The organism is Gaiella sp., from assembly GCF_039915195.1.
GTDB lineage: Bacteria > Actinomycetota > Thermoleophilia > Gaiellales > Gaiellaceae > Gaiella.
Window position 1 is genome coordinate 1 of the sequence record NZ_JBDSNT010000011.1, and the last position, 16,935, is coordinate 16,935.

The following is a 16,935-nucleotide window of genomic DNA, read 5'->3' on the forward strand; positions in this document are numbered from 1 at the left end:
TTCCTCGACTACGTCGCAGCCAACACGATCGACGTCGACCAGGTCGCCGAGCTGATCGAGGGTGCCGCCGATGTCTGCCGGGTCGCCGGGTGCGCGATCCTCGGCGGCGAGACAGCGGAGTTGCCGGGCATCTACCGCGAGAGCGAGATCGATTTCTGCGGCACTGCCGTCGGCGTCGTCGATCGCGACCGCGTCGTCGACGGTTCGCGCGTCGAGGAGGGCGACGTCGTTGTCGGCTATCCCTCGACAGGCATCCATGCCAACGGGTTCTCGCTCGTCCGAAGGATCATCGGTGACGGAGCGTTCGATGCCGACCTTCTGCTGCCGCCGACGAGGCTGTATCTCGAGGATGTCCGCGCCCTTCGTCTTCGTGCCGACGTGCGCGCGCTCGCCCATGTCACGGGGGGAGGGATCGCCGGGAATCTCGGCCGCGTGCTTCCCGAGGGGCTCGGCGCGGTCATCGATCCGTCGTCGTGGGAGCGTCCGGAGGTGTTCCAGTGGCTCGCCGGGAACGGCGTGGCCGAGGACGAGTTGCGGCGCGTCTTCAACATAGGGATCGGGTACTGCGCCATCATCCCGGCGGGCGAGGCGCAACCAGCCGATCGCGTGATCGGACGCGTCACCCGAGACGTCGGAGTGTCGTGGGCATGACGCGGGAGCTCGGCGTCGGCGTTCTCGTCAGTGGTGGCGGATCGAACCTCCAGGCCCTGATCGACGCGGAGATCGCGATCGCTGCCGTGGCGTCCAACGTCGACGGAGTTCCCGCGCTCGATCGGGCGAGGGCGGCCGGCATTCCCAAGGCCGCATTCCCTCTCGTCGAGTACCGCGACCGGAGCGAACGCGATGCCGCGATGGCCGAGTGGCTCGTGGCGAACGGTGTTCAACTCGTCGTCTGCGCGGGATACATGCACCTGCTGCGCCCTGTCTTCCTGGGGAGGTTCCCGGGTAGAGTCGTGAACGTGCACCCCGCACTCCTTCCTGCCTTCCCGGGTGCCACTGCGGTCGAGGACGCGCTATCGGCGGGCGCAGTCGAGACAGGGGCGACGGTTCATCTCGTCGACGCGGGCGTCGACACCGGAACAGTGCTGAGGCAGGAGGCCGTCACGGTTCTTCCTGGAGACACGGCCGCCACCTTGCACGCGCGTATTCGGACAGTCGAGCACCGACTGCTACCCGAGGTGGTCCGAGAGCTGATCGACGCATGAGGCGCGCGCTCCTCTCCGTCTACGACAAGACCGGCATCGCGGCCTTCGCAGAGGAGCTGCTGCGGCTCGACTTCGAGCTCGTTGCGAGCGGTGGCACGGCTCAGCTGCTTGCCCACGAGGGACTCCCGGTGACGCCGCTCGAGAACCTGACCGGTTTCGCCGAGATGCTCGGACATCGCGTCGTCACCCTGCACCCGGCGGTCCACGGCGGTATCCTCGCCCGCCGCGATGTTCCCGACGATGTTGCCGACCTCGAGACGCACGGGATCGTTCCGATCGATCTCGTCTGCGTCAATCTGTATCCGTTCGAGAAGACCGTCTCGCGGCTCGATGTCGAGTGGGACGATGCGATCGAGAAGATCGACATCGGTGGCCCTGCGCTTCTTCGTGCCGCGGCCAAGAACCACGCGCACGTGATCCCCATCTGCCGGCCGACGGACTACGCCCGCGTTCTCGCCGAGCTGCGGGGGGGCGACGTCACGGTCGAGACGCGCCGCGAGCTCGCAGCTCGAGTGTTCGCGACAACCGCCGCCTACGACAGTGCCGTGACCCGGTGGCTTTCGCGCGGTCTCGGGTTCCCCGAGACGCTCGTGCCTGTCCTCGATCACGCGCTCGACCTTTCCTACGGCGAGAACCCGCACCAGAAGGCGGTGTTCTACGCCGAGCGAGGCGCGCGCACGCACCTACTGGCTCGGGTCGAGCAGCTGCACGGCAAGCCGCTCTCGTTCAACAACCTCAACGACCTCTCTGCCGCCAGGCTGCTCGCGCTCGAGTTCGACGGACCCGCGTGCGTGATCGTGAAACACGCCAATCCGTGCGGCGTCGGGGTGGCGGGCACGATCGAGGAGGCGTACGAGAAAGCTCTTGCGGGCGACCCGATATCGGCGTTCGGCGGCGTTGTCGTGCTGACGAGACCTGTCAGCGCAGCGTTGGGCGAGCGACTCGCCAAGCAGTTCGTCGAAGTCCTCTTCGCGCCCGGCTTTGACGCCGTGGCGATCGAGGCGCTCGTCCAGAAGCCCGGAGTGCGTATTCTCGACGACGGCGAACGGCGATCCGCGGATCCGTCCGAGTGGGACATGAAGCGAGTGCTCGGAGGGATGCTCGTGCAGGAGCGCGATAGCGGGCCCGATCCCCTCGATGGGATGGACGTCGTCTGCGGTGAGGCCGCCGCGGCGACGTGGGACGACCTTCTCTTCGCATGGGCGATCGTGAAGCACACGCTCTCGAATGCGATCGTGATCGTGCGGGATGGCCAGACGCTGGGAGTGGGGGCCGGGCAGATGAGTCGTGTGGACGCCGTGCGAATCGCGGTCGAGAGGGCGCGGGAGCTCGGGCACTCGCTCGACGGGGCTGTTCTCGCCTCCGACGCCTTCTTCCCCTTTGCGGATGGACCCGCCATCGCACTCGAGGCGGGCATCGGCGCGATCATCCAGCCGGGTGGTTCGAAGCGTGATGATGACGTCATCACGGCGGTGCGCGATGCAGGCGCGACGATGGTCTTCGCTGGACGCCGGCACTTCCGGCACTGACGGAAACCGAACCCCGTGATCACCGAACAGGCAGTGCTCGATGTGAAGGTGGGGCAGGAAGCGGCCTTCGAGGCGGCATTTGAGACCGCGAAGGCGACCATCGCCTCGATGCCGGGGTTCCGGTCGCTCCGGCTCCTCCGCTGCATCGAGCGGCCGAGCCGGTATCTGCTGCTCGTCGAGTGGGCCACGCTCGAGGACCACACCGTCGGCTTTCGCGGCTCGACGGAGTATCAGGAATGGAAGCGACTGCTCCATCGCTTCTACGACCCGTTTCCCACGGTCGAACACTTCACGCCGGTTTCCGGCAGCCGGCACGACACCATGTGAGGCTCCCCCGAACGAGGGAACAGGTTGTAAAGGTCATGTTTCGGGCCACCGATTGGCACCGAGGACACTGCTACGGTGCCTCGGTTACTGCGACGCGCAGGGTCCCTTGCGGGCTCGATTCGCCTTCCGGTCACCCCTTATGGCTCTCCTCCCCCGCATCTGCCTGCTGTCGTTCTGCGTTCTACTCCTCGGCGCGCCTCCGACCGTCGCAGCCTCTCCCGCCGTCGGCACCGTCGCGAATCCCGCGCGCCTTCCGGGGTCGATTCCGCTTGCAGTGCCCAAGACGCAAGCCCGCAAGAAGGCATCACTCGGCGCCCGCGCCGTGCGTATCGCGGCCCGTGAGCTCGGCACGCCGTATCGCTACGGGGGGATGTCACCGAGCGGCTTCGACTGCTCCGGTCTCATCGCCTACGTCTACGGCAAGCTCGGCGTCGTCCTGCCGCACAATGCCGCGGCTCAGTTCGGCCACGGGCGGCCCGTCAGTCGCAGCCACCTCCGGCCCGGCGACCTCGTGTTCTTCCACGGACTCGGCCACGTCGGGCTCTATATCGGGGGCGGCAAGATCATCCACTCCCCGCAGTCGGGCGAGCGCGTCGAGATCCAGAACCTGGCCGAGCGGAGCGGCAGCGTCCAGGGCGCGCGCCGCGTCGTTCGCTCGTAGGGGATACGCCGCTTCCACGTGCGGTCCGCGCGTAGTGTTCGACGCGTGAGCCGTACCTACCCCACGCTGCTCGACCTCGTTGGCGGGACGCCGATCGTCAGACTCGACCGATTCGGCGCGCCCGTTCCGCCCACGTTGCTGGCGAAGCTCGAGTTCCTGAACCCGGGCGGCTCGAACAAGGACAGGATCGGGCTTGCGATGATCGAGGCCGCCGAGCGCGAGGGGACGCTTCGTCCGGGCGGCACCATCGTCGAGCCGACCTCGGGCAACACGGGCGTGGGCCTTGCGATCGCAGCCGCGCAGAAGGGCTACCGCTGCATCTTCGTGATGCCAGACAAGATGAGCCAGGAGAAGATCTCCACGCTCCGCGCCTACGGCGCCGAGGTCGTGATCACTCCGACGGCCGTGGATCACGACTCGCCCGAGTCCTACTACTCGGTCTCGGACCGCCTGGCCGAGGAGATTCCGGGCGGCTTCAAGCCGGATCAGTACTCGAACATGGCGAACCCGGAGGCGCATTACGCGACGACCGCGCCGGAGATCTGGGAGCAGACCGACGGTGGGCAGATCGATGCGATCGTCATCTCGGTCGGCACCGGTGGCACGATCTCGGGCGTCGGGCGCTACTTCAAGGAGCATCGTCCCGAGGTTCAGATCATCGGCGCGGATCCCGAGGGCTCGGTCTACACCGAGGACGCGGAGCATCCGCTCGGCCCGTACCTCGTCGAAGGCATTGGCAAGGACACGTGGCCCCAGACCATGAACCCCGACGTCGTCGACGAGTGGATCCGCGTCTCCGACCGTGACTCGTTCCTGACGGCTCGCCGCCTCGCGCGCGAGGAGGGCCTCCTCGTTGGCGGCTCGTGTGGATCCACGGCGTGGGTCGCCCTGCAGGTCGCGGCGCGATTCGGCCCGGACGCCCACGTGTTGATGCTGCTGCCTGACGGCGGTCGCTCCTACCTCTCGAAGTTCTACGACGACAACTGGATGCTCCAGTACGGCTTTCTCGAGCGCACGACGCCGCCTCCGTCGATCGACGAGGTGCTGCGCTTCAAGCGGGGCGAGGAGACCGACCTGCCCGATCTCGTCACGATCGAGTCGACGAAGAAGGTCGGCGTAGCGATCGAGTCGATGCAGCGCTACGGCATCTCCCAGTTGCCGGTCGTCCGCCACGGCACGGCCGATTCGCTTGCAGACATCGTAGGCTCGATCCAGGAGCGAAGCCTGCTCGACCGGGTCTTCAAGAACCCGGATGCGCTCAACGAGGACATCGCCGTCGCCATGCAGCCGCCGCTCTCGGTGGTCGACGTGCGTGCATCTCTCGACGAGGTCTTCGCCGACCTCTCGGGCCCGAATGCCGCCGTCGTCGTCGGCATCGCGGGGAAGCCGGCGGCCATCCTCACTCGCTCCGACCTGCTCGAGTTCCTCGTGCATCGCCGCGCGCAGGTCGATCTGGCGTAGCTACCGCGCCCGCATCGGGGGCGCTGCCTTGTCCACCTCGACCGACAAAGTGACCGGCGCACTTCGACTCTCGCTCCGGATCGTGGCGAAGACCGCGCCGATCACGATCAGGGCGCCGACAACCGTCGCGAGGTCCTGTGATTCGCCAAGGAAGACGCTGCCGAGGACAATTGCGACGATCGGGTTGACGTACTGGTGAGTGACGACCTGCGAGATCGGCGCGTGGTGGAGCAGCCATGCGTAGGCGGTGAAGGCGACGAGCGATCCGAAGATGGCGAGGTACGCCCACGCTGCGAAGGAGGCCGCCGAGATCGCATCGGCAGAGACATCGGCTCCTTCCCCGACCGCCAGTGCCGCGACGATGAGCACGAGGCCGCCGCCGATCATCTCGTACACGGTCGCGACGAACGGATCCTTCGGGAGTGGCATCCCGCGCGAGATGAACGATCCGGTCGACCAGGCGACCGAGCCACAGAGCATGATCGCGAGACCGATTGCGGCAGATCCACCCGAGATGCCGGCCGGGCCGATGATCAGGGCGAGGCCGCCGATGCCGACGACGGCTGCGAGCTTCGTCGCAGTCGCGACGCGCTCACGCGAAAGCGTGCGCCAGAGGATCACCTGCAGCGGCACCGAGCCGGCGATCATCGCCGCCACGCTCGAGTCGATCCGCGTCTCCGCGAGGGTCACCGCCCCGACGCCACTGGCGAGCAGCATGACGCCGATGATGAGGGCAGCACGAGCCTCCCGCCACGGGACACGCAGCGGCGTCCGCCGGAGCGCGAGGATCGATCCGAGTAGGAGGCCGGCGACGGTGAACCGCAGGCCGGCGGAGAGCAGCGGTGGCATCGTCTCGACGGAGACCTTGATCGCGAGGTACGTCGAGCCCCAGACGACGTAGACGAGCCCGAGGGCCGTCCAGATTCTCCAGCCGCGGGCCATGCTTTTCTCTAACGCTCCGCGTCTCTCATTCCATCTCAAACGACCCGGGCGGCGTGATCGTGAGATCGAGCGAGCGATCTAGATGAAGCTCGCCGCGTGACCGCGTGCGTTCGCCTCGGCCAGCTCGGTCGCAGTGAGGGCGCCGATCCGCTCGAGCAGCTCGAGCTCGTCGCGAAGATGTGTCCCCATCATCTCGGGTCCGTCCGTCGCGATCGTGAACGCGACGCCGTGCTCGACGAATGCGCGGAAGGTGGTACGAATCGCCTCCTCGTCGGGAAGCGCCTTCGTCAGCAGGTTTGACGTGGGGCAGATCTCGAGCACGATTCCGGCCTCGCGCATCTTCTCCATCAAGACGGGGTCGCCGGCAGCAAGGATGCCGTGGCCGATCCGGTCGGGCCGGAGGCTGTCGACAACCTCGCCGATCTCCTCGGCTCCGGTTGCTCCCTCCTCACCGACGTGGATCGTGACGCCTAGCCCCGCTGCCCGAGCCGTCTCGACCATCGGCTGGACAGACCTATAGTCGTAGCGCCTCCCGCCGGGGCGCGGCCCGGCGATGTCGACCCCGACGACCCCACGGCTTGCCCAGGAGATCGCCTTGTCGACGATGATCGCGTTCTGCCGCGCATCGAAGGTGCGGTCCATCATCAGGATCAGGCCGGCGCGTACCTGCGGGTATTCGAGTCGTGCACGGTCGAGCCCGCGGATGGCGGCAAGGATAATGTGGTCGAGGTCGCGCTCACCACCGCGGTTACGTTTCATCGGGTTGAAGCGGAGCTCGAGCGTCGTAATGCCCTGCGATCGGTAGGCGCCGCCAATCGCGCTGTGCACCGACCGCTCGACCGCGAGTGGGGAGGACTGGATCAGCTCCGTCCAGTGGTAGATCGCATCGAGTGCGTCGAGGTTCTCGACGCCCCGCGGATCTGACACGGTGACGAGCTTGTCGAACTCCCAGAAGTCCTTGACCGGCAACGCGATCCCCTGCTCGTGCGCGAGGCTCCACAGGATGTCGGAGGCAACCGAGCCGCCGAGGTGGGTGTGGAGCTCGGCGAGGCCCTCGTCCGCGGCGATCATTGCGTCACTCTACGCGGAGTCCGCGGAGGCGGGTTATCCCGGACGTGGAGAGTGTCGCTCTCCTCCAAGGTGGCCCGTACGGATCAGGCCATCGCGGAGGCGACGAACGTCTGTAGCTCCGTGAGCACGCGCGGGTCGATCGTGTGTGGCACCGGTGTTTCCCGCCAGAGGAGTGCGGCACCGGCGTCCCGAGCGCGCTCTGCGGCGGCCCGGCCGAATTCGACCGGGATGATCGGGTCGTGCGAACCGTGGGCGATCGCAATCGGATAGTCGTGGAGATCCGCCAGGTCGAGCTCGAATCCCTCCACCACGGGCATGAAGCCTGAGAGCGCCATGATCGCCGCCGGGCGCGGCCGGCCCCTTCCGAGCCCGAGCGCCCAGCTCATCACCGCACCCTGGGAGAAGCCGCCGAGCACGATGCGGTCGATCGGCACCGGAAGCGCGTCGAGAAACGCCGCCGCGACCTCGAAGGTGGGGAAGAAGGTGTTCGGTTCGGGCGTCGGGATTCCGCCCAGCCGGTACCAGTGAGCACCACCGGGTGGGAGCGAGAGCGGCCCACGCGGCGTGACCCCGAGGAGCCGCCGCTCGGGATCGAGTGCGTCGAGGAGTGGGAAGAGATCGTGCTCGTCCGCTCCGCGGCCGTGAAGCAACACGAGCGCTCCCTCGGGCGCCCCTGCAGCGGGGCGCTCGAGGAACCGCAGCGGCTCGGCGATCATCCGACCCAGGTAGCGCGAGGATCGGGGAGTGGGGTCAGCACCGGTTCGATCTGCGCGCGCAGATGCTCGAACGCCGGCGGTAGGATCAGCGCCTCGCCGAGGTGATCTGCCTCCTCGTCGATCGTGAAACCAGGCCCCATCGTTGCCAGCTCGAAGAGCACGCCACTCGGCTCGCGGAAGTAGATCGAGCGGAACCAGAAGCGATCGATGACGCCGCTCGCCGACTGCCCTGCGGCGCGGACGGCATCGAGCCAGGCGTCCTGCTCGTCCATGTTCGAGGCGAAGGCAACGTGATGAACCGTGCCGGCCCCGGGCACCCCGGCATCGGAAGCGGGCGGCGGGTCGTACGCATAGTGGCCGCCACGGATGGCCCCGCGAACCTCCCATGCGGCTGGCCCCGTCGGCACGAACCCGAGCGTCTCCTCGAGCAGGCGACGGCTCGCCTCCGGGTCGGCCGAGAATGCACGCACGCTGTCGAAGCCCTGCAATGCGTGCTCGGCCGGGATGTCCGGATGGTGCGCGGCGAGCGGTGCGTCGGACGTCGAGACGACGGCGAGTTCGAGGCCGAGACCCTCCGGGTCGTCGAAGCCCAGTCGACCATCTGACCGACGGGTCGCGATGCCCTCCGCGCCAAGCCGCACGTCCCAGAACTCGAGTGCGTCCTCCGAGGCGACACGGAACGTGATCGTGTGCACCATGCCTGCGCCGGCCCGACCACGCCGTGCGCCCGGGTACTCGAAGAACGTGATGTCGGCGCCGGGGCTGCCGTCCTCGTCGGCGTAGAAGAGGTGGTACACGGTCGGGTCGTCCTGGTTGACCGTCTTCTTCACCATGCGCAGGCCGAGCACGCGCGTATAGAAGTCGACGTTTCCGGGTGCGTCGCCGGTGATGCAGGTCACATGGTGAAGTCCTTCGAAGCGCATTGTAGTCTCCTTGTCGCCGTCGGACTGCTGGTGGACGGACGTCGTCGATTCAGGGATACTTGCGGGAACAAGAGAAATAATTGCACATGCAAGTATCTTCTGTCAACTCGTCCCTCTCTCCTGTCGAGCTCGCCGCGTGGCGGGGCCTGCTGCGCACGCACGCAGCCCTCGTGCGCGACCTCGATGCCGAGCTTCACGCAGGGCATGACCTTTCCCTGCATGAGTACGAGGTCCTGCTCACGCTCGCCGGCGCCCCCGAAGGGCGAATGCGGATGTCGGAGCTCGCAGCCGCCGTCGTGCTGAGTCAGAGCGGGTTGACACGCCTCGTCGATCGCCTCGGACGCGACGGCTTCGTCGCTCGCGTCCGTTGCGAAGGCGACCGACGCGGCCTCAACGCTGAGGTCACCGACGCCGGCAGGCGCCGCTACCTCGAAGCGCGCACGACGCACCTTGCGGGCGTGCGTAGACGATTTCTCGATCATCTCGACGAGTCCGAACTCGGCACACTCGCAACCTTCTGGGAACGCGTCGTGCCGGGCGCTACCGCAGAGTGATGCCCCCCGTTAGGCTCCCCGCGTGAAGATCGGCATCGTAGTGCCGTTCTCGTGGTCGTTCTGGGGTGCGGTCGTGGAGCACGGCGAGCTCCAGGCCCAGGCGCTCGAGGCGCGTGGTCACGACGTGCGGCTCGTGATGGGGAACGATCCGCCGGGTCAGTTCACACGTGTGCTCCATCCGAGAGTCGGGAGGCACGGGGATCCGCCGGCCAACGTGATTCCGATCGGACGCTCGGTGATCGTGCCGGCGAACGGCTCGTTGCCGAACATCATTCTCAGCCCGCGCGCGATCGTCCGGATTCGGCGCGTTCTCGAGCGTGAGCAGTTCGACGTGCTCCATCTGCACGAGCCGATGACGCCCGTAACGTGCATCGCGGTTCTTGCCATGGCTACGGCCCCGATCGTCGCTACGCACCATGCCTCGGGCGATCTCGGGTACATGCGCGGCGCCGTGCCGGTGTACGGCTTTCTCGCGAGCAGGATCGACAAGCGACTCGCCGTCTCGGAGCGTGCGCGGGACTCGGCGGCCCGCTGGCTGCCGGGCGACTACGAGATCGTTCCGAATGGCGTGCTCATTCCCGACGTCGCCGACCCGTCCACGCGGGAGCACACGGTCACCTTCGCGGGCCGGCAGGAGACGAGGAAGGGGCTTCAGGTTCTCCTGCGTGCGTGGCCGGAGATCCACCGGCGCACCGGCGCCCGGCTCCAGGTCTGCGGGGCGGATCCGCTGGCCGTCCGGCTACTTCTCACCCGCCTTCGCGTGCCAGACGATGGGATCGACATTCTCGGCTTCCTGTCGCAGGAGGAGCTGACTGCCCTTCTCACGCGCACCAAGGCGCTCATCGCGCCTTCCCTCGGAGGCGAGAGCTTCGGCATGGTCCTGACCCGTGCCTACGCGTGCGCCCTGCCGGTCATTGCGTCGGACATTCCCGGCTACCGGGAGGTGCTCACGCCCGAAGCGGCCGTCGCCGTCGTGCCGGACGATCCGACCGCTCTGACCGGGGCGGTCATCTCGTTGCTCGATGATGAATCGCGTCGTGTCGCGATGGGGACGGCTGCCCGCCAACTCGCACGGGAGCGGTATGCCTGGAGCGACATCGCTGCCCGTCTCGAGGGGATCTACGAGCGCGCGATAGCGGACGCCGGGGTGCCGACGGCGTGACCCGGTTCGCCAACCTCGCCCGGAACCCGTGGGCGCGCGCGCTCGTCGTGCTCGCCTCGCTCTGCGCCGCCATCGTCGCCATCTGGTGGCGCGGCCCCGAGTGGACGACGGTGTATCACGCCTTCGACTTCGTCTCGTGGCGCTGGGTGATCGTCGGTGTCCTGCTCAACCTCCTCTCGGTTCTCGCCCGTGCGTTCTCGTGGCGGCTAACGATCAACCAGGCTCTGCCGCCACCCCATCCCCCGTTTGGACATGTCTTCTCGGCGTTCGGAATCGGCCTGCTCGGCAACGCCGTGCTCCCCGCCCGCGCCGGCGAGCTCGCCCGCGTTGCCGTCCTCCGACGGCGTCTTCAGCACGGCAAGGGCACGAGCGCGACGCTCCTCGGAACGGTGTTCGCGCACCGGCTCTTCGACCTCTTCCCCGTGGCGATCCTCGTTACGTGGGTGCTATTGACGGCAAAGATCCCTCACTGGGCAGTGACGAGCATCGTCATCTTCGGCGTCGTCGGCTTCGTCCTTCTCACCGTCGGGCTCGTCTCCGCCGGCACGGGACGGGGGCGCGTTCACGATGGCATGGGCAGCCTCGCCGCGATCGTGACCATGGCGCGGCAGGGACTCGCCGTGCTCCGCGCTCCCATTCCGGCACTGGGAGCCGCGTTGTTCCAGTGTCTCGGCTGGCTGATGCAGCTCTTTGCCGTGTGGGCGGTGATGGAGGCGTTCGACCTCAATTTGCCGTTGCCGGCCGCCGGGCTCGTCCTCGTGCTCATGAACGTCGCCACGATCTTCCCACTCTGGCCTGGCAACATCGGCCTCCTGCAGGCCGCAGTGGCGCTCCCGCTCGTGCAGTACGGCGTTCCCTACGGGACGGGTTTCGCCTATGGCCTCGTGCTCCAGGCCGTCGAGATGTCCGTCGGCGTGGGCGTCGGGCTCTTCTTCCTTGCGCGTGAGGGCATCTCGCTCGCCTCGCTCAAGACGATGGAGGAGGAGCAGGAGTCCGAGGAGAACGCTCTGCTTGCGACCGCTGCTGAGAGCGAGCGCGAGAGTGCTCCCGTCTAGCTCGTCGCGATCACCTCCAGGGTGGGGGGAAGAATTGTTGCACCCCGTGCGTCTAGTGGTTAGATTCGGAACATCACCCTGCAGCACCAACGCTCGAAAGGAGCTCCACATGTCGGACATGGAGAAGGTCAGGCTTGGCGACACCCCTGACCCCGAGAAGATCACCGAGAAGATCGCCGAGGGTGGGGCAGAAGATTTCGAGGGTCACAAGCTCGGCGAATCCAAGGTCGAGCCGAAGGTCGAGGCGGACTTCGAGGCCCACCGGATGAGCGACGCGAAGGTCGAGCCCAAGATCGTGGAGCGCGTCTCCGAGTAGATCGCGGGCCGGGCCTACGGCCCGGGAGAGAGGATTGGACGATCGAGCCCGGCGAAAGTCGGGCTCAGTCGTTTCGTTGCTGCCGAACCGACTACCGAGCGAGGCGCGCAAGGACCGCTTCGAGCGCCTCGAGGAGCCGGAGGCCGCTCTCCTCGTCGCCGCTCTGCTCGAGCAGAGTCGCGATGCGAGCAACAATGGCCTCTAGGCCGGAGCCCGAGTCCGCGACCGACCGTGCCCGCCTGGCCGTCTGCAGGAGATCGAGGCCGATCGCCGCCTGGTTCGCGAAGAGGATCAAGAGGTCGATCTCGCCGATCGAGCCGACGCGGTCACGAGCCCGGTCGAGGACCTGGAGGACACCGAGCGTCATCTCTCCGTTCACGAGCGGGACGGCCATCAGCGCTTGTGGGACGTATCCGGTCTGCTCTGCTGCCTGACGGGCAAAGCGCGGGTCGTGCTGGAGGTCGTCGATCACGAGCGGCTGCCCCGTGACGAGGACCCAGCCTGCGATGCCCGTGCTCGACGGCATCCGCATCCCCACGAGGTCTCCCTCTCCATGTCCGGAGACCGCTTCGAAGACGAGCTCGTCGGTTGTCTCGTCGAGCAGGAAGATCGAGGAGGCCTCGGCGCCGAAGATCGCCCGGGCGACGTCGACGATCGACTGCAGGAGTGCCTGGTGGCTCTCCTCCGATGGCAGCATTCCGGCCGCGACCGCCTCCTGATACCGGTTCACCTCGGTCATTCGTTACCTCCTGTATTCGCAGCCGTCAGGTAGAGGATGCTCTTGAGCTGAAACGGGGTCAGATCCCGGTGCTTCGAGAGGATCAGGGACGAGAGGCCGACGATGTGCGGCGCGGCGAAGCTGTTCCCGGTGCACCGGAGGGTGCTGCCTCCCGACCAGGCGACGTCGACGTCGACGCCTCTCGCGAAGAACTCGACCGGGGGGTCCGGATTCGCGTACCACTCGCGCGAGTCGGCACCCTCGTGGCTTCCGACGGAGATCACGGAGGAGAACCGCCAGGGGTAGCTCTCGACCGGCATGTTGTGGGCCGACGCGACGAGCACGGTGCCCTGGAAGTACGCGCTGTCCGCAAGCTCGTGGAGGAGCTCTGCAAGGCTCCGCTTCGTCGTCGAGAGGCTGAGGTTGACGATGTCGAACCTCCGCTCGATCGCGTGCCGGAGGCCACCGAGGATGAGGTCGCCGCTGCCTGTGTTTCCCCCTCCGAGCACGCGAATGCTGTGCAGGCGGCACTGTGGCGCGAGGGCGCGGACGATCCCTGCGCAGGCAGTGCCGTGCCCGCATACGTCGCCGAGCTCGTCCGGCACGATCGTCGTTTCGTCTCCGTCGACGTGAACCGCGACGGCGCTCTCGACCCCTCCGACGAGAGGATGATCGCCATCGATGCCGCTGTCGAGGATGCAGACGTCAACACCCTCGCCTGTCGCACCGCCGATCGCCCAGTCCCGCGTGACACGATCCGGCCATGCCGCGGGGATCCCGATCGTGCCGGCAGCTTCGGCCGTCAGGCTCCAGGCGGGAATCATCCGCCCGCTCACCGGAGCGCTCGCTCTCGAGCGGCTGCCGCTGCGGCCGCTAGTCGCGCTGCGCTCTCGTAATGCTGATCGCCAGGCACGACGGCGAGGTTGATTTCTACGAGGTGGGTTGCAGCGCGGACCGAAGCTTCGGCGAGCACCGCGGCGGCAGAGGCATCGGGCCGGAGATGTGGTGCCCCTTCCCTTGCGGCGATCGCGGCCAACTCCGCGACATCCGCCGCCGCCTCGCCGATCTGGAGCGGAACCTCGGCAGCGCGGAGGAGCGCTGCTCCGATGGCGAAGTCGCGCTGCTCGGGAGAGCCGATGCGGTCACGCATCGTCACCAGCACCTTCTCGAATGCCGCAGCATCGTCCTCCCCGAGTGCGACCAACCGGGCCCGGAGGGCCCTTGCCTGGGCGGCGATCCCCGCGCCGTCGATCCACGTGCTCGAACCGCGTCCGACCATCGTGACGAGCGCGGCCGCCATAGCCGCGGAGACCGCCGCTGCCGTACCGCCGCACGGCGACGGCGCCGGGGCCTCCAGCGCGTCCAGGAACCCGTGAAGACTCACCGTGGAGCCCGATCGGCCAGCGTCGTCGTTGAACACGCTCACCGGGAGAGGAGCTTGCGCAGGTGCTCGACGACGACGGGGCTCGGCTCGACTCCGGAGGCGCGAATCGCCATCTCGAGGTCGGCCACAACGGACGCCCGGAAGGCGGCGTCCACCTCGGCGCGCTCGACGAGCGCATCGAGCTGAACGCGAGCGAGGGGCAACTCCTGTGCCGCCGTCACCCACGCGGCCGGGGCCGGAGGGAGCAGGCGCAGGAGCTCGCCGAGATGCTCGTCGTTGTGTGTCGTCATGTAGTCACCTGTCCACTAGACGGAGGAGCTGCGGCGTTTCTTCCCTCGAGATCGGCGCGGAGGTGGCCGAGGCAGCGCGAGATCCGACTTGCGATCGTCCCGGCCGGGATGCCGAGCTCCTCCCCGATCGTGCGGTAGCTCTCGTCACGACAGAAGAACCGGTCGAGAACCTCCCGGCACTCCTCACCGAGGTGCTCGAGGCTCTCTCTGACCGTGATCGCTTCATCGAGCCTCGCGATGGCATCGTCGGCGGCTCGATCCTCGGGCTCCTCGACGAGGACGATGCGACCCGACGCACGCAGGTGGTCGAGGCAGCAGTTGCGCGTGAGCTGGCCGATCCAGGGGCGGATCGCGTCGTCCGAGCGAAGCGAGCCGAGTCGCTCGAAGCTCTTCGTGAAGACGTCCTGGAACACGTCTTCGGCGTCGTGCTGCGGTAGCCGAAACGCCTGCGTGGCGATTGCGTAGACGTAGCGCGAGAACCGAACGACGAGCGCGTCCCAGGCATCCCGGTCACCGCGACGACAGCGTGCGACGAGATCTGCGTCCGACGGCTCGACGTCCTGCGCGACGACCACTACCCGCTAGCGAGACTGAGCCGAACGCAGCATCCCGGCAAGGGTCTCGAGCAGCTTCCAGGCGAGCTCGGGTCGCTCCGCGACGAACGGCCGGAAGCTCCACACAGGGAGCGCATAGGCGACCATCGGCGTCGTTGCCGTTACGGTCGCCGTCCTCGCGGCCTTGTCTACGAGGGCCACCTCGCCGAACGAGGCACCCGGACCGAGCGTGCCGACCTGCTTTCCCTGCACGCTGACCGATGCTTCGCCGCTTGCCACGATGAAGAAGTTCAGCCCGTCGGCTCCCTCGGTGGCGATGGAGGCGCCTTCGTCGAAATGACGCTCGACAAACTCGCCCGCGAGAGTACCCGCGGTCTTGTCGTCGAGGTCGGAGAAGAGCGGTGCAGCGCGAATGAGGTCTACCGATGGCTGGGGCATGTGATGACCTTACAGATCGGACGTCCCGCTGTCATCTGTGCTCGCGGAAAGCTCCTCGATTCGACCCTCCGCCGCGTCGAGAAGCGCAGCGCACCGGCGATGAAGTGTCTCGCCACGCTGCCACAGCCGGATCGCCTCGTCGACGCCGACGTCCCCTCGCTCGAGCCTGCCCACGATCTCCTCGAGCTCGAGCCTGATCGTCTCGAACGTCTCCTTCTCGCCACTCACGCCTGCACCTCCCCCACCGTTGCCACCAGGCTTCCGACAGCGAGTTCGATGTCGACGCGCGCATCCGGCGCCGTGTCGGTCGCATCACGCAGAGCGACGCCGCCGGAGCGAACGATCGCGTAGCCACGGGTGAGTGTCGCACGCGGCGACAGTCCCTGGAGGCGCGCTGCGGCATGGTCGAGCGAGACACGCCGGCGTTCGATGAGCAGCACCGGCGCAGCCGCGAGCCGGTCGTGGCTGCGAGTCAATCGCTCGCGCTCCCGGCCGAGAGCTCGGCGGACCGACGTATCGAGCAGAGCCCGCTGGCGAGCGAGCGCGGCCTCGAGCTCGCGCAGGTCGGGCACCACGAGACGGGCGGCGGCGCTCGGTGTCGAGGCGCGGACGTCGGCCGCGAGATCGCACAGCGGTGTGTCCTGCTCGTGCCCCACCGCGGACACGACCGGGACAGAGCACACGGCGAACGCGCGGACGACGATCTCGGAACTGAACGGCAAGAGATCGTCGAAGCTGCCGCCACCGCGGGCGACGATCACGACGTCCACCTGAGGATGGGCTGAAACCAGCCGCAGCGCGGCTGCGATCGCGTTCGGCGCGCCCGTTCCCTGCACCCGTGTCTCGGTGATCACGATCTGGGCTGCCGGATACCGTGACCGGATTCCTGTCAGGACATCACCGCGGGCGGCGGCGTCCGCGCCGGTGACGACTCCGACTGCACGCGGGAAGCGGGGGAGAGACCGCTTTCGCTCGGCTGCGAAGAGCCCCTCGGCAGCGAGCAGTTGCTTGAGGCGCTCGACCGCCGCGAGATGGTCGCCGAGCCCCATTCTCTCGATCGTGGTCGCGCGGAAGCTGAGCGCACCCTTGGCCGCATAGATCTCTGCCTTTCCCTCGACGAGCACTCGCTCGCCGTCAGCGAGGGCGAGCTCGAGCGCGTCGAAGCGACGGCGTGGGATCGTGGCGCTGAGGCAGGCGCCACTCTTCGGGTCTTTGAGAGTGAAGAACACGAACGCCCAGGCGTCGTTGCGCCGCAGCTCGATCACCTCACCCTCGACCCACAGTGTCGGGAGGCGCTCGAGGTAGATCCCGACCCCCTCGTTGAACGCGGAGACGCTGAAGACCTTCCGGTCGCCGTGAAACGTCGCCTCGACCTTCATCGCCGCAGCGTAACGGCGGGAAGGGGGGTTCCGTCCTACAGGAGGATCTGCGCTGCTGTGAGCGGCTTGCAACCCTGCCGGAGCAGGTCGGAGCACGTGTGCAGATCCGCATCGCTCGCAGCAAGCTGCTCCGCGAGCGGGAGGGGGAAGCCGGCTTCGATCAGCACGTGCAGGCGCCAGCTCTCTACCCTGGCCTGCTCGTTGTCCGACTCGATGTGGGTTTCGGTGATCTCTGCCATCTGTGCCCCGG

General features: G+C 67.6%; 23 protein-coding genes. 10 read left to right on the plus strand and 13 right to left on the minus strand.

Annotation, left to right across the window (positions count from 1 at the left end; genetic code table 11):
- The 6 genes from ABIR74_RS01540 to ABIR74_RS01565 all read left to right on the plus strand — a co-directional run.
- A partial coding sequence (locus ABIR74_RS01540; RefSeq protein ID WP_348174848.1) for an AIR synthase-related protein occupies positions 1 to 651 on the plus strand: 651 nt, incomplete at its 5' end.
- Positions 648 to 1,205, plus strand: a complete 558-nt coding sequence (gene purN, locus ABIR74_RS01545; protein ID WP_348174849.1) for a phosphoribosylglycinamide formyltransferase — start codon at positions 648 to 650, stop codon at positions 1,203 to 1,205. The genes ABIR74_RS01540 and purN, both read left to right, overlap by 4 nt.
- Positions 1,202 to 2,734 carry a bifunctional phosphoribosylaminoimidazolecarboxamide formyltransferase/IMP cyclohydrolase gene (purH, locus tag ABIR74_RS01550; RefSeq protein ID WP_348174850.1) on the plus strand — a complete coding sequence of 511 codons (1,533 nt, stop codon included), beginning with the start codon at positions 1,202 to 1,204 and terminating at the stop codon, positions 2,732 to 2,734. Before purN ends, purH begins: the two co-directional genes overlap by 4 nt.
- 15 nt (positions 2,735 to 2,749) lie before the next feature.
- On the plus strand, positions 2,750 to 3,061 hold the full coding sequence (locus ABIR74_RS01555; RefSeq protein WP_348174851.1) for an antibiotic biosynthesis monooxygenase: 312 nt from the start codon (positions 2,750 to 2,752) through the stop codon (positions 3,059 to 3,061).
- Positions 3,062 to 3,200: 139 nt separating this feature from the next.
- Complete coding sequence (locus ABIR74_RS01560; RefSeq protein ID WP_348174852.1) at positions 3,201 to 3,722, plus strand: C40 family peptidase; 522 nt, start codon at positions 3,201 to 3,203, stop codon at positions 3,720 to 3,722.
- A gap of 45 nt (positions 3,723 to 3,767) precedes the next feature.
- Complete coding sequence (locus ABIR74_RS01565) at positions 3,768 to 5,183, plus strand: cystathionine beta-synthase (RefSeq protein WP_348174853.1); 1,416 nt, start codon at positions 3,768 to 3,770, stop codon at positions 5,181 to 5,183.
- Here ABIR74_RS01565 and ABIR74_RS01570 read toward each other — a convergent pair whose 3' ends face one another.
- The 4 genes from ABIR74_RS01570 to ABIR74_RS01585 all read right to left on the minus strand — a co-directional run bounded on the left by ABIR74_RS01570 (position 5,184) and on the right by ABIR74_RS01585 (position 8,835).
- On the minus strand, positions 5,184 to 6,125 hold the full coding sequence (locus tag ABIR74_RS01570) for an EamA family transporter (protein ID WP_348174854.1): 942 nt from the start codon (positions 6,123 to 6,125) through the stop codon (positions 5,184 to 5,186). It lies immediately after the preceding gene.
- Positions 6,126 to 6,203: 78 nt separating this feature from the next.
- Positions 6,204 to 7,196, minus strand: a complete 993-nt coding sequence (locus tag ABIR74_RS01575) for an adenosine deaminase (protein WP_348174855.1) — start codon at positions 7,194 to 7,196, stop codon at positions 6,204 to 6,206.
- Positions 7,197 to 7,279: 83 nt separating this feature from the next.
- The gene (locus tag ABIR74_RS01580) at positions 7,280 to 7,912 is read right to left on the minus strand and encodes a phospholipase (protein WP_348174856.1); all 633 of its coding nucleotides are present in this window, start codon (positions 7,910 to 7,912) and stop codon (positions 7,280 to 7,282) included.
- Complete coding sequence (locus ABIR74_RS01585; RefSeq protein WP_348174857.1) at positions 7,909 to 8,835, minus strand: VOC family protein; 927 nt, start codon at positions 8,833 to 8,835, stop codon at positions 7,909 to 7,911. The genes ABIR74_RS01580 and ABIR74_RS01585 overlap by 4 nt, the downstream gene beginning before the upstream one ends.
- Positions 8,836 to 8,921: 86 nt before the next feature.
- Between ABIR74_RS01585 and ABIR74_RS01590 the strand changes: the two genes are divergently transcribed.
- The 4 genes from ABIR74_RS01590 to ABIR74_RS01605 all read left to right on the plus strand — a co-directional run bounded on the left by ABIR74_RS01590 (position 8,922) and on the right by ABIR74_RS01605 (position 11,922).
- Positions 8,922 to 9,389, plus strand: coding sequence for a MarR family transcriptional regulator (locus ABIR74_RS01590; protein WP_348174858.1), 468 nt, complete (start codon positions 8,922 to 8,924; stop codon positions 9,387 to 9,389).
- A gap of 22 nt (positions 9,390 to 9,411) precedes the next feature.
- Entirely contained in the window at positions 9,412 to 10,551 is a 1,140-nt protein-coding gene (locus tag ABIR74_RS01595) for a glycosyltransferase family 4 protein (RefSeq protein ID WP_348174859.1), read from the plus strand.
- Positions 10,548 to 11,606, plus strand: coding sequence for a lysylphosphatidylglycerol synthase transmembrane domain-containing protein (locus tag ABIR74_RS01600; protein ID WP_348174860.1), 1,059 nt, complete (start codon positions 10,548 to 10,550; stop codon positions 11,604 to 11,606). The genes ABIR74_RS01595 and ABIR74_RS01600 overlap by 4 nt, the downstream gene beginning before the upstream one ends.
- A 109-nt stretch (positions 11,607 to 11,715) precedes the next feature.
- Positions 11,716 to 11,922 carry a hypothetical protein gene (locus ABIR74_RS01605; protein WP_348174861.1) on the plus strand — a complete coding sequence of 69 codons (207 nt, stop codon included), beginning with the start codon at positions 11,716 to 11,718 and terminating at the stop codon, positions 11,920 to 11,922.
- 91 nt (positions 11,923 to 12,013) lie between these two features.
- Here ABIR74_RS01605 and ABIR74_RS01610 read toward each other — a convergent pair whose 3' ends face one another.
- From ABIR74_RS01610 to ABIR74_RS01650, 9 genes are read right to left on the minus strand one after another with little or no spacing between them, the layout of a single operon-like run.
- Positions 12,014 to 12,661 carry a GAF domain-containing protein gene (locus ABIR74_RS01610; RefSeq protein WP_348174862.1) on the minus strand — a complete coding sequence of 216 codons (648 nt, stop codon included), beginning with the start codon at positions 12,659 to 12,661 and terminating at the stop codon, positions 12,014 to 12,016.
- Positions 12,658 to 13,476 (minus strand): S8 family serine peptidase, encoded by an 819-nt coding sequence (locus tag ABIR74_RS01615; RefSeq protein ID WP_348174863.1) that lies wholly within the window; start codon positions 13,474 to 13,476, stop codon positions 12,658 to 12,660. Before ABIR74_RS01615 ends, ABIR74_RS01610 begins: the two co-directional genes overlap by 4 nt.
- Positions 13,473 to 14,066: a cyclodeaminase/cyclohydrolase family protein gene (locus ABIR74_RS01620; RefSeq protein ID WP_348174864.1), complete on the minus strand. Its 594-nt coding sequence runs from the start codon at positions 14,064 to 14,066 to the stop codon at positions 13,473 to 13,475. The genes ABIR74_RS01615 and ABIR74_RS01620 overlap by 4 nt, the downstream gene beginning before the upstream one ends.
- Positions 14,063 to 14,314, minus strand: coding sequence for a hypothetical protein (locus tag ABIR74_RS01625; RefSeq protein ID WP_348174865.1), 252 nt, complete (start codon positions 14,312 to 14,314; stop codon positions 14,063 to 14,065). Before ABIR74_RS01625 ends, ABIR74_RS01620 begins: the two co-directional genes overlap by 4 nt.
- Complete coding sequence (locus ABIR74_RS01630; protein ID WP_348174866.1) at positions 14,311 to 14,889, minus strand: sigma-70 family RNA polymerase sigma factor; 579 nt, start codon at positions 14,887 to 14,889, stop codon at positions 14,311 to 14,313. Before ABIR74_RS01630 ends, ABIR74_RS01625 begins: the two co-directional genes overlap by 4 nt.
- Positions 14,890 to 14,895: 6 nt before the next feature.
- Positions 14,896 to 15,306 carry a Crp/Fnr family transcriptional regulator gene (locus ABIR74_RS01635; protein ID WP_348174867.1) on the minus strand — a complete coding sequence of 137 codons (411 nt, stop codon included), beginning with the start codon at positions 15,304 to 15,306 and terminating at the stop codon, positions 14,896 to 14,898.
- Positions 15,307 to 15,315: 9 nt separating this feature from the next.
- Positions 15,316 to 15,534 (minus strand): exodeoxyribonuclease VII small subunit, encoded by a 219-nt coding sequence (locus ABIR74_RS01640; protein WP_348174868.1) that lies wholly within the window; start codon positions 15,532 to 15,534, stop codon positions 15,316 to 15,318.
- Positions 15,531 to 16,685, minus strand: coding sequence for an exodeoxyribonuclease VII large subunit (gene xseA / locus ABIR74_RS01645; protein ID WP_348174869.1), 1,155 nt, complete (start codon positions 16,683 to 16,685; stop codon positions 15,531 to 15,533). The genes ABIR74_RS01640 and xseA overlap by 4 nt, the downstream gene beginning before the upstream one ends.
- 35 nt (positions 16,686 to 16,720) lie before the next feature.
- Positions 16,721 to 16,924: a hypothetical protein gene (locus tag ABIR74_RS01650; protein ID WP_348174870.1), complete on the minus strand. Its 204-nt coding sequence runs from the start codon at positions 16,922 to 16,924 to the stop codon at positions 16,721 to 16,723.
- Positions 16,925 to 16,935: the final 11 nt, after the last annotated feature.

Excerpts from the sequence above, each read along its gene's own strand:
- ABIR74_RS01560 (WP_348174852.1), top strand. The coding sequence starts at position 3,201 with ATGGCTCTCCTCCCCCGCATCTGCCTGCTGTCGTTCTGCGTTCTACTC.
- ABIR74_RS01635 (WP_348174867.1), bottom strand. The coding sequence starts at position 15,306 with ATGCCCCAGCCATCGGTAGACCTCATTCGCGCTGCACCGCTCTTCTCC.
- ABIR74_RS01585 (WP_348174857.1), bottom strand. The coding sequence starts at position 8,835 with ATGCGCTTCGAAGGACTTCACCATGTGACCTGCATCACCGGCGACGCA.
- ABIR74_RS01580 (WP_348174856.1), bottom strand. The coding sequence starts at position 7,912 with ATGATCGCCGAGCCGCTGCGGTTCCTCGAGCGCCCCGCTGCAGGGGCG.
- ABIR74_RS01570 (WP_348174854.1), bottom strand. The coding sequence starts at position 6,125 with ATGGCCCGCGGCTGGAGAATCTGGACGGCCCTCGGGCTCGTCTACGTC.
- ABIR74_RS01575 (WP_348174855.1), bottom strand. The coding sequence starts at position 7,196 with ATGATCGCCGCGGACGAGGGCCTCGCCGAGCTCCACACCCACCTCGGC.
- purN (WP_348174849.1), top strand. The coding sequence starts at position 648 with ATGACGCGGGAGCTCGGCGTCGGCGTTCTCGTCAGTGGTGGCGGATCG.
- ABIR74_RS01610 (WP_348174862.1), bottom strand. The coding sequence starts at position 12,661 with ATGACCGAGGTGAACCGGTATCAGGAGGCGGTCGCGGCCGGAATGCTG.
- purH (WP_348174850.1), top strand. The coding sequence starts at position 1,202 with ATGAGGCGCGCGCTCCTCTCCGTCTACGACAAGACCGGCATCGCGGCC.
- xseA (WP_348174869.1), bottom strand. The coding sequence starts at position 16,685 with ATGAAGGTCGAGGCGACGTTTCACGGCGACCGGAAGGTCTTCAGCGTC.
- ABIR74_RS01650 (WP_348174870.1), bottom strand. The coding sequence starts at position 16,924 with ATGGCAGAGATCACCGAAACCCACATCGAGTCGGACAACGAGCAGGCC.
- ABIR74_RS01590 (WP_348174858.1), top strand. The coding sequence starts at position 8,922 with ATGCAAGTATCTTCTGTCAACTCGTCCCTCTCTCCTGTCGAGCTCGCC.
- ABIR74_RS01605 (WP_348174861.1), top strand. The coding sequence starts at position 11,716 with ATGTCGGACATGGAGAAGGTCAGGCTTGGCGACACCCCTGACCCCGAG.
- ABIR74_RS01625 (WP_348174865.1), bottom strand. The coding sequence starts at position 14,314 with ATGACGACACACAACGACGAGCATCTCGGCGAGCTCCTGCGCCTGCTC.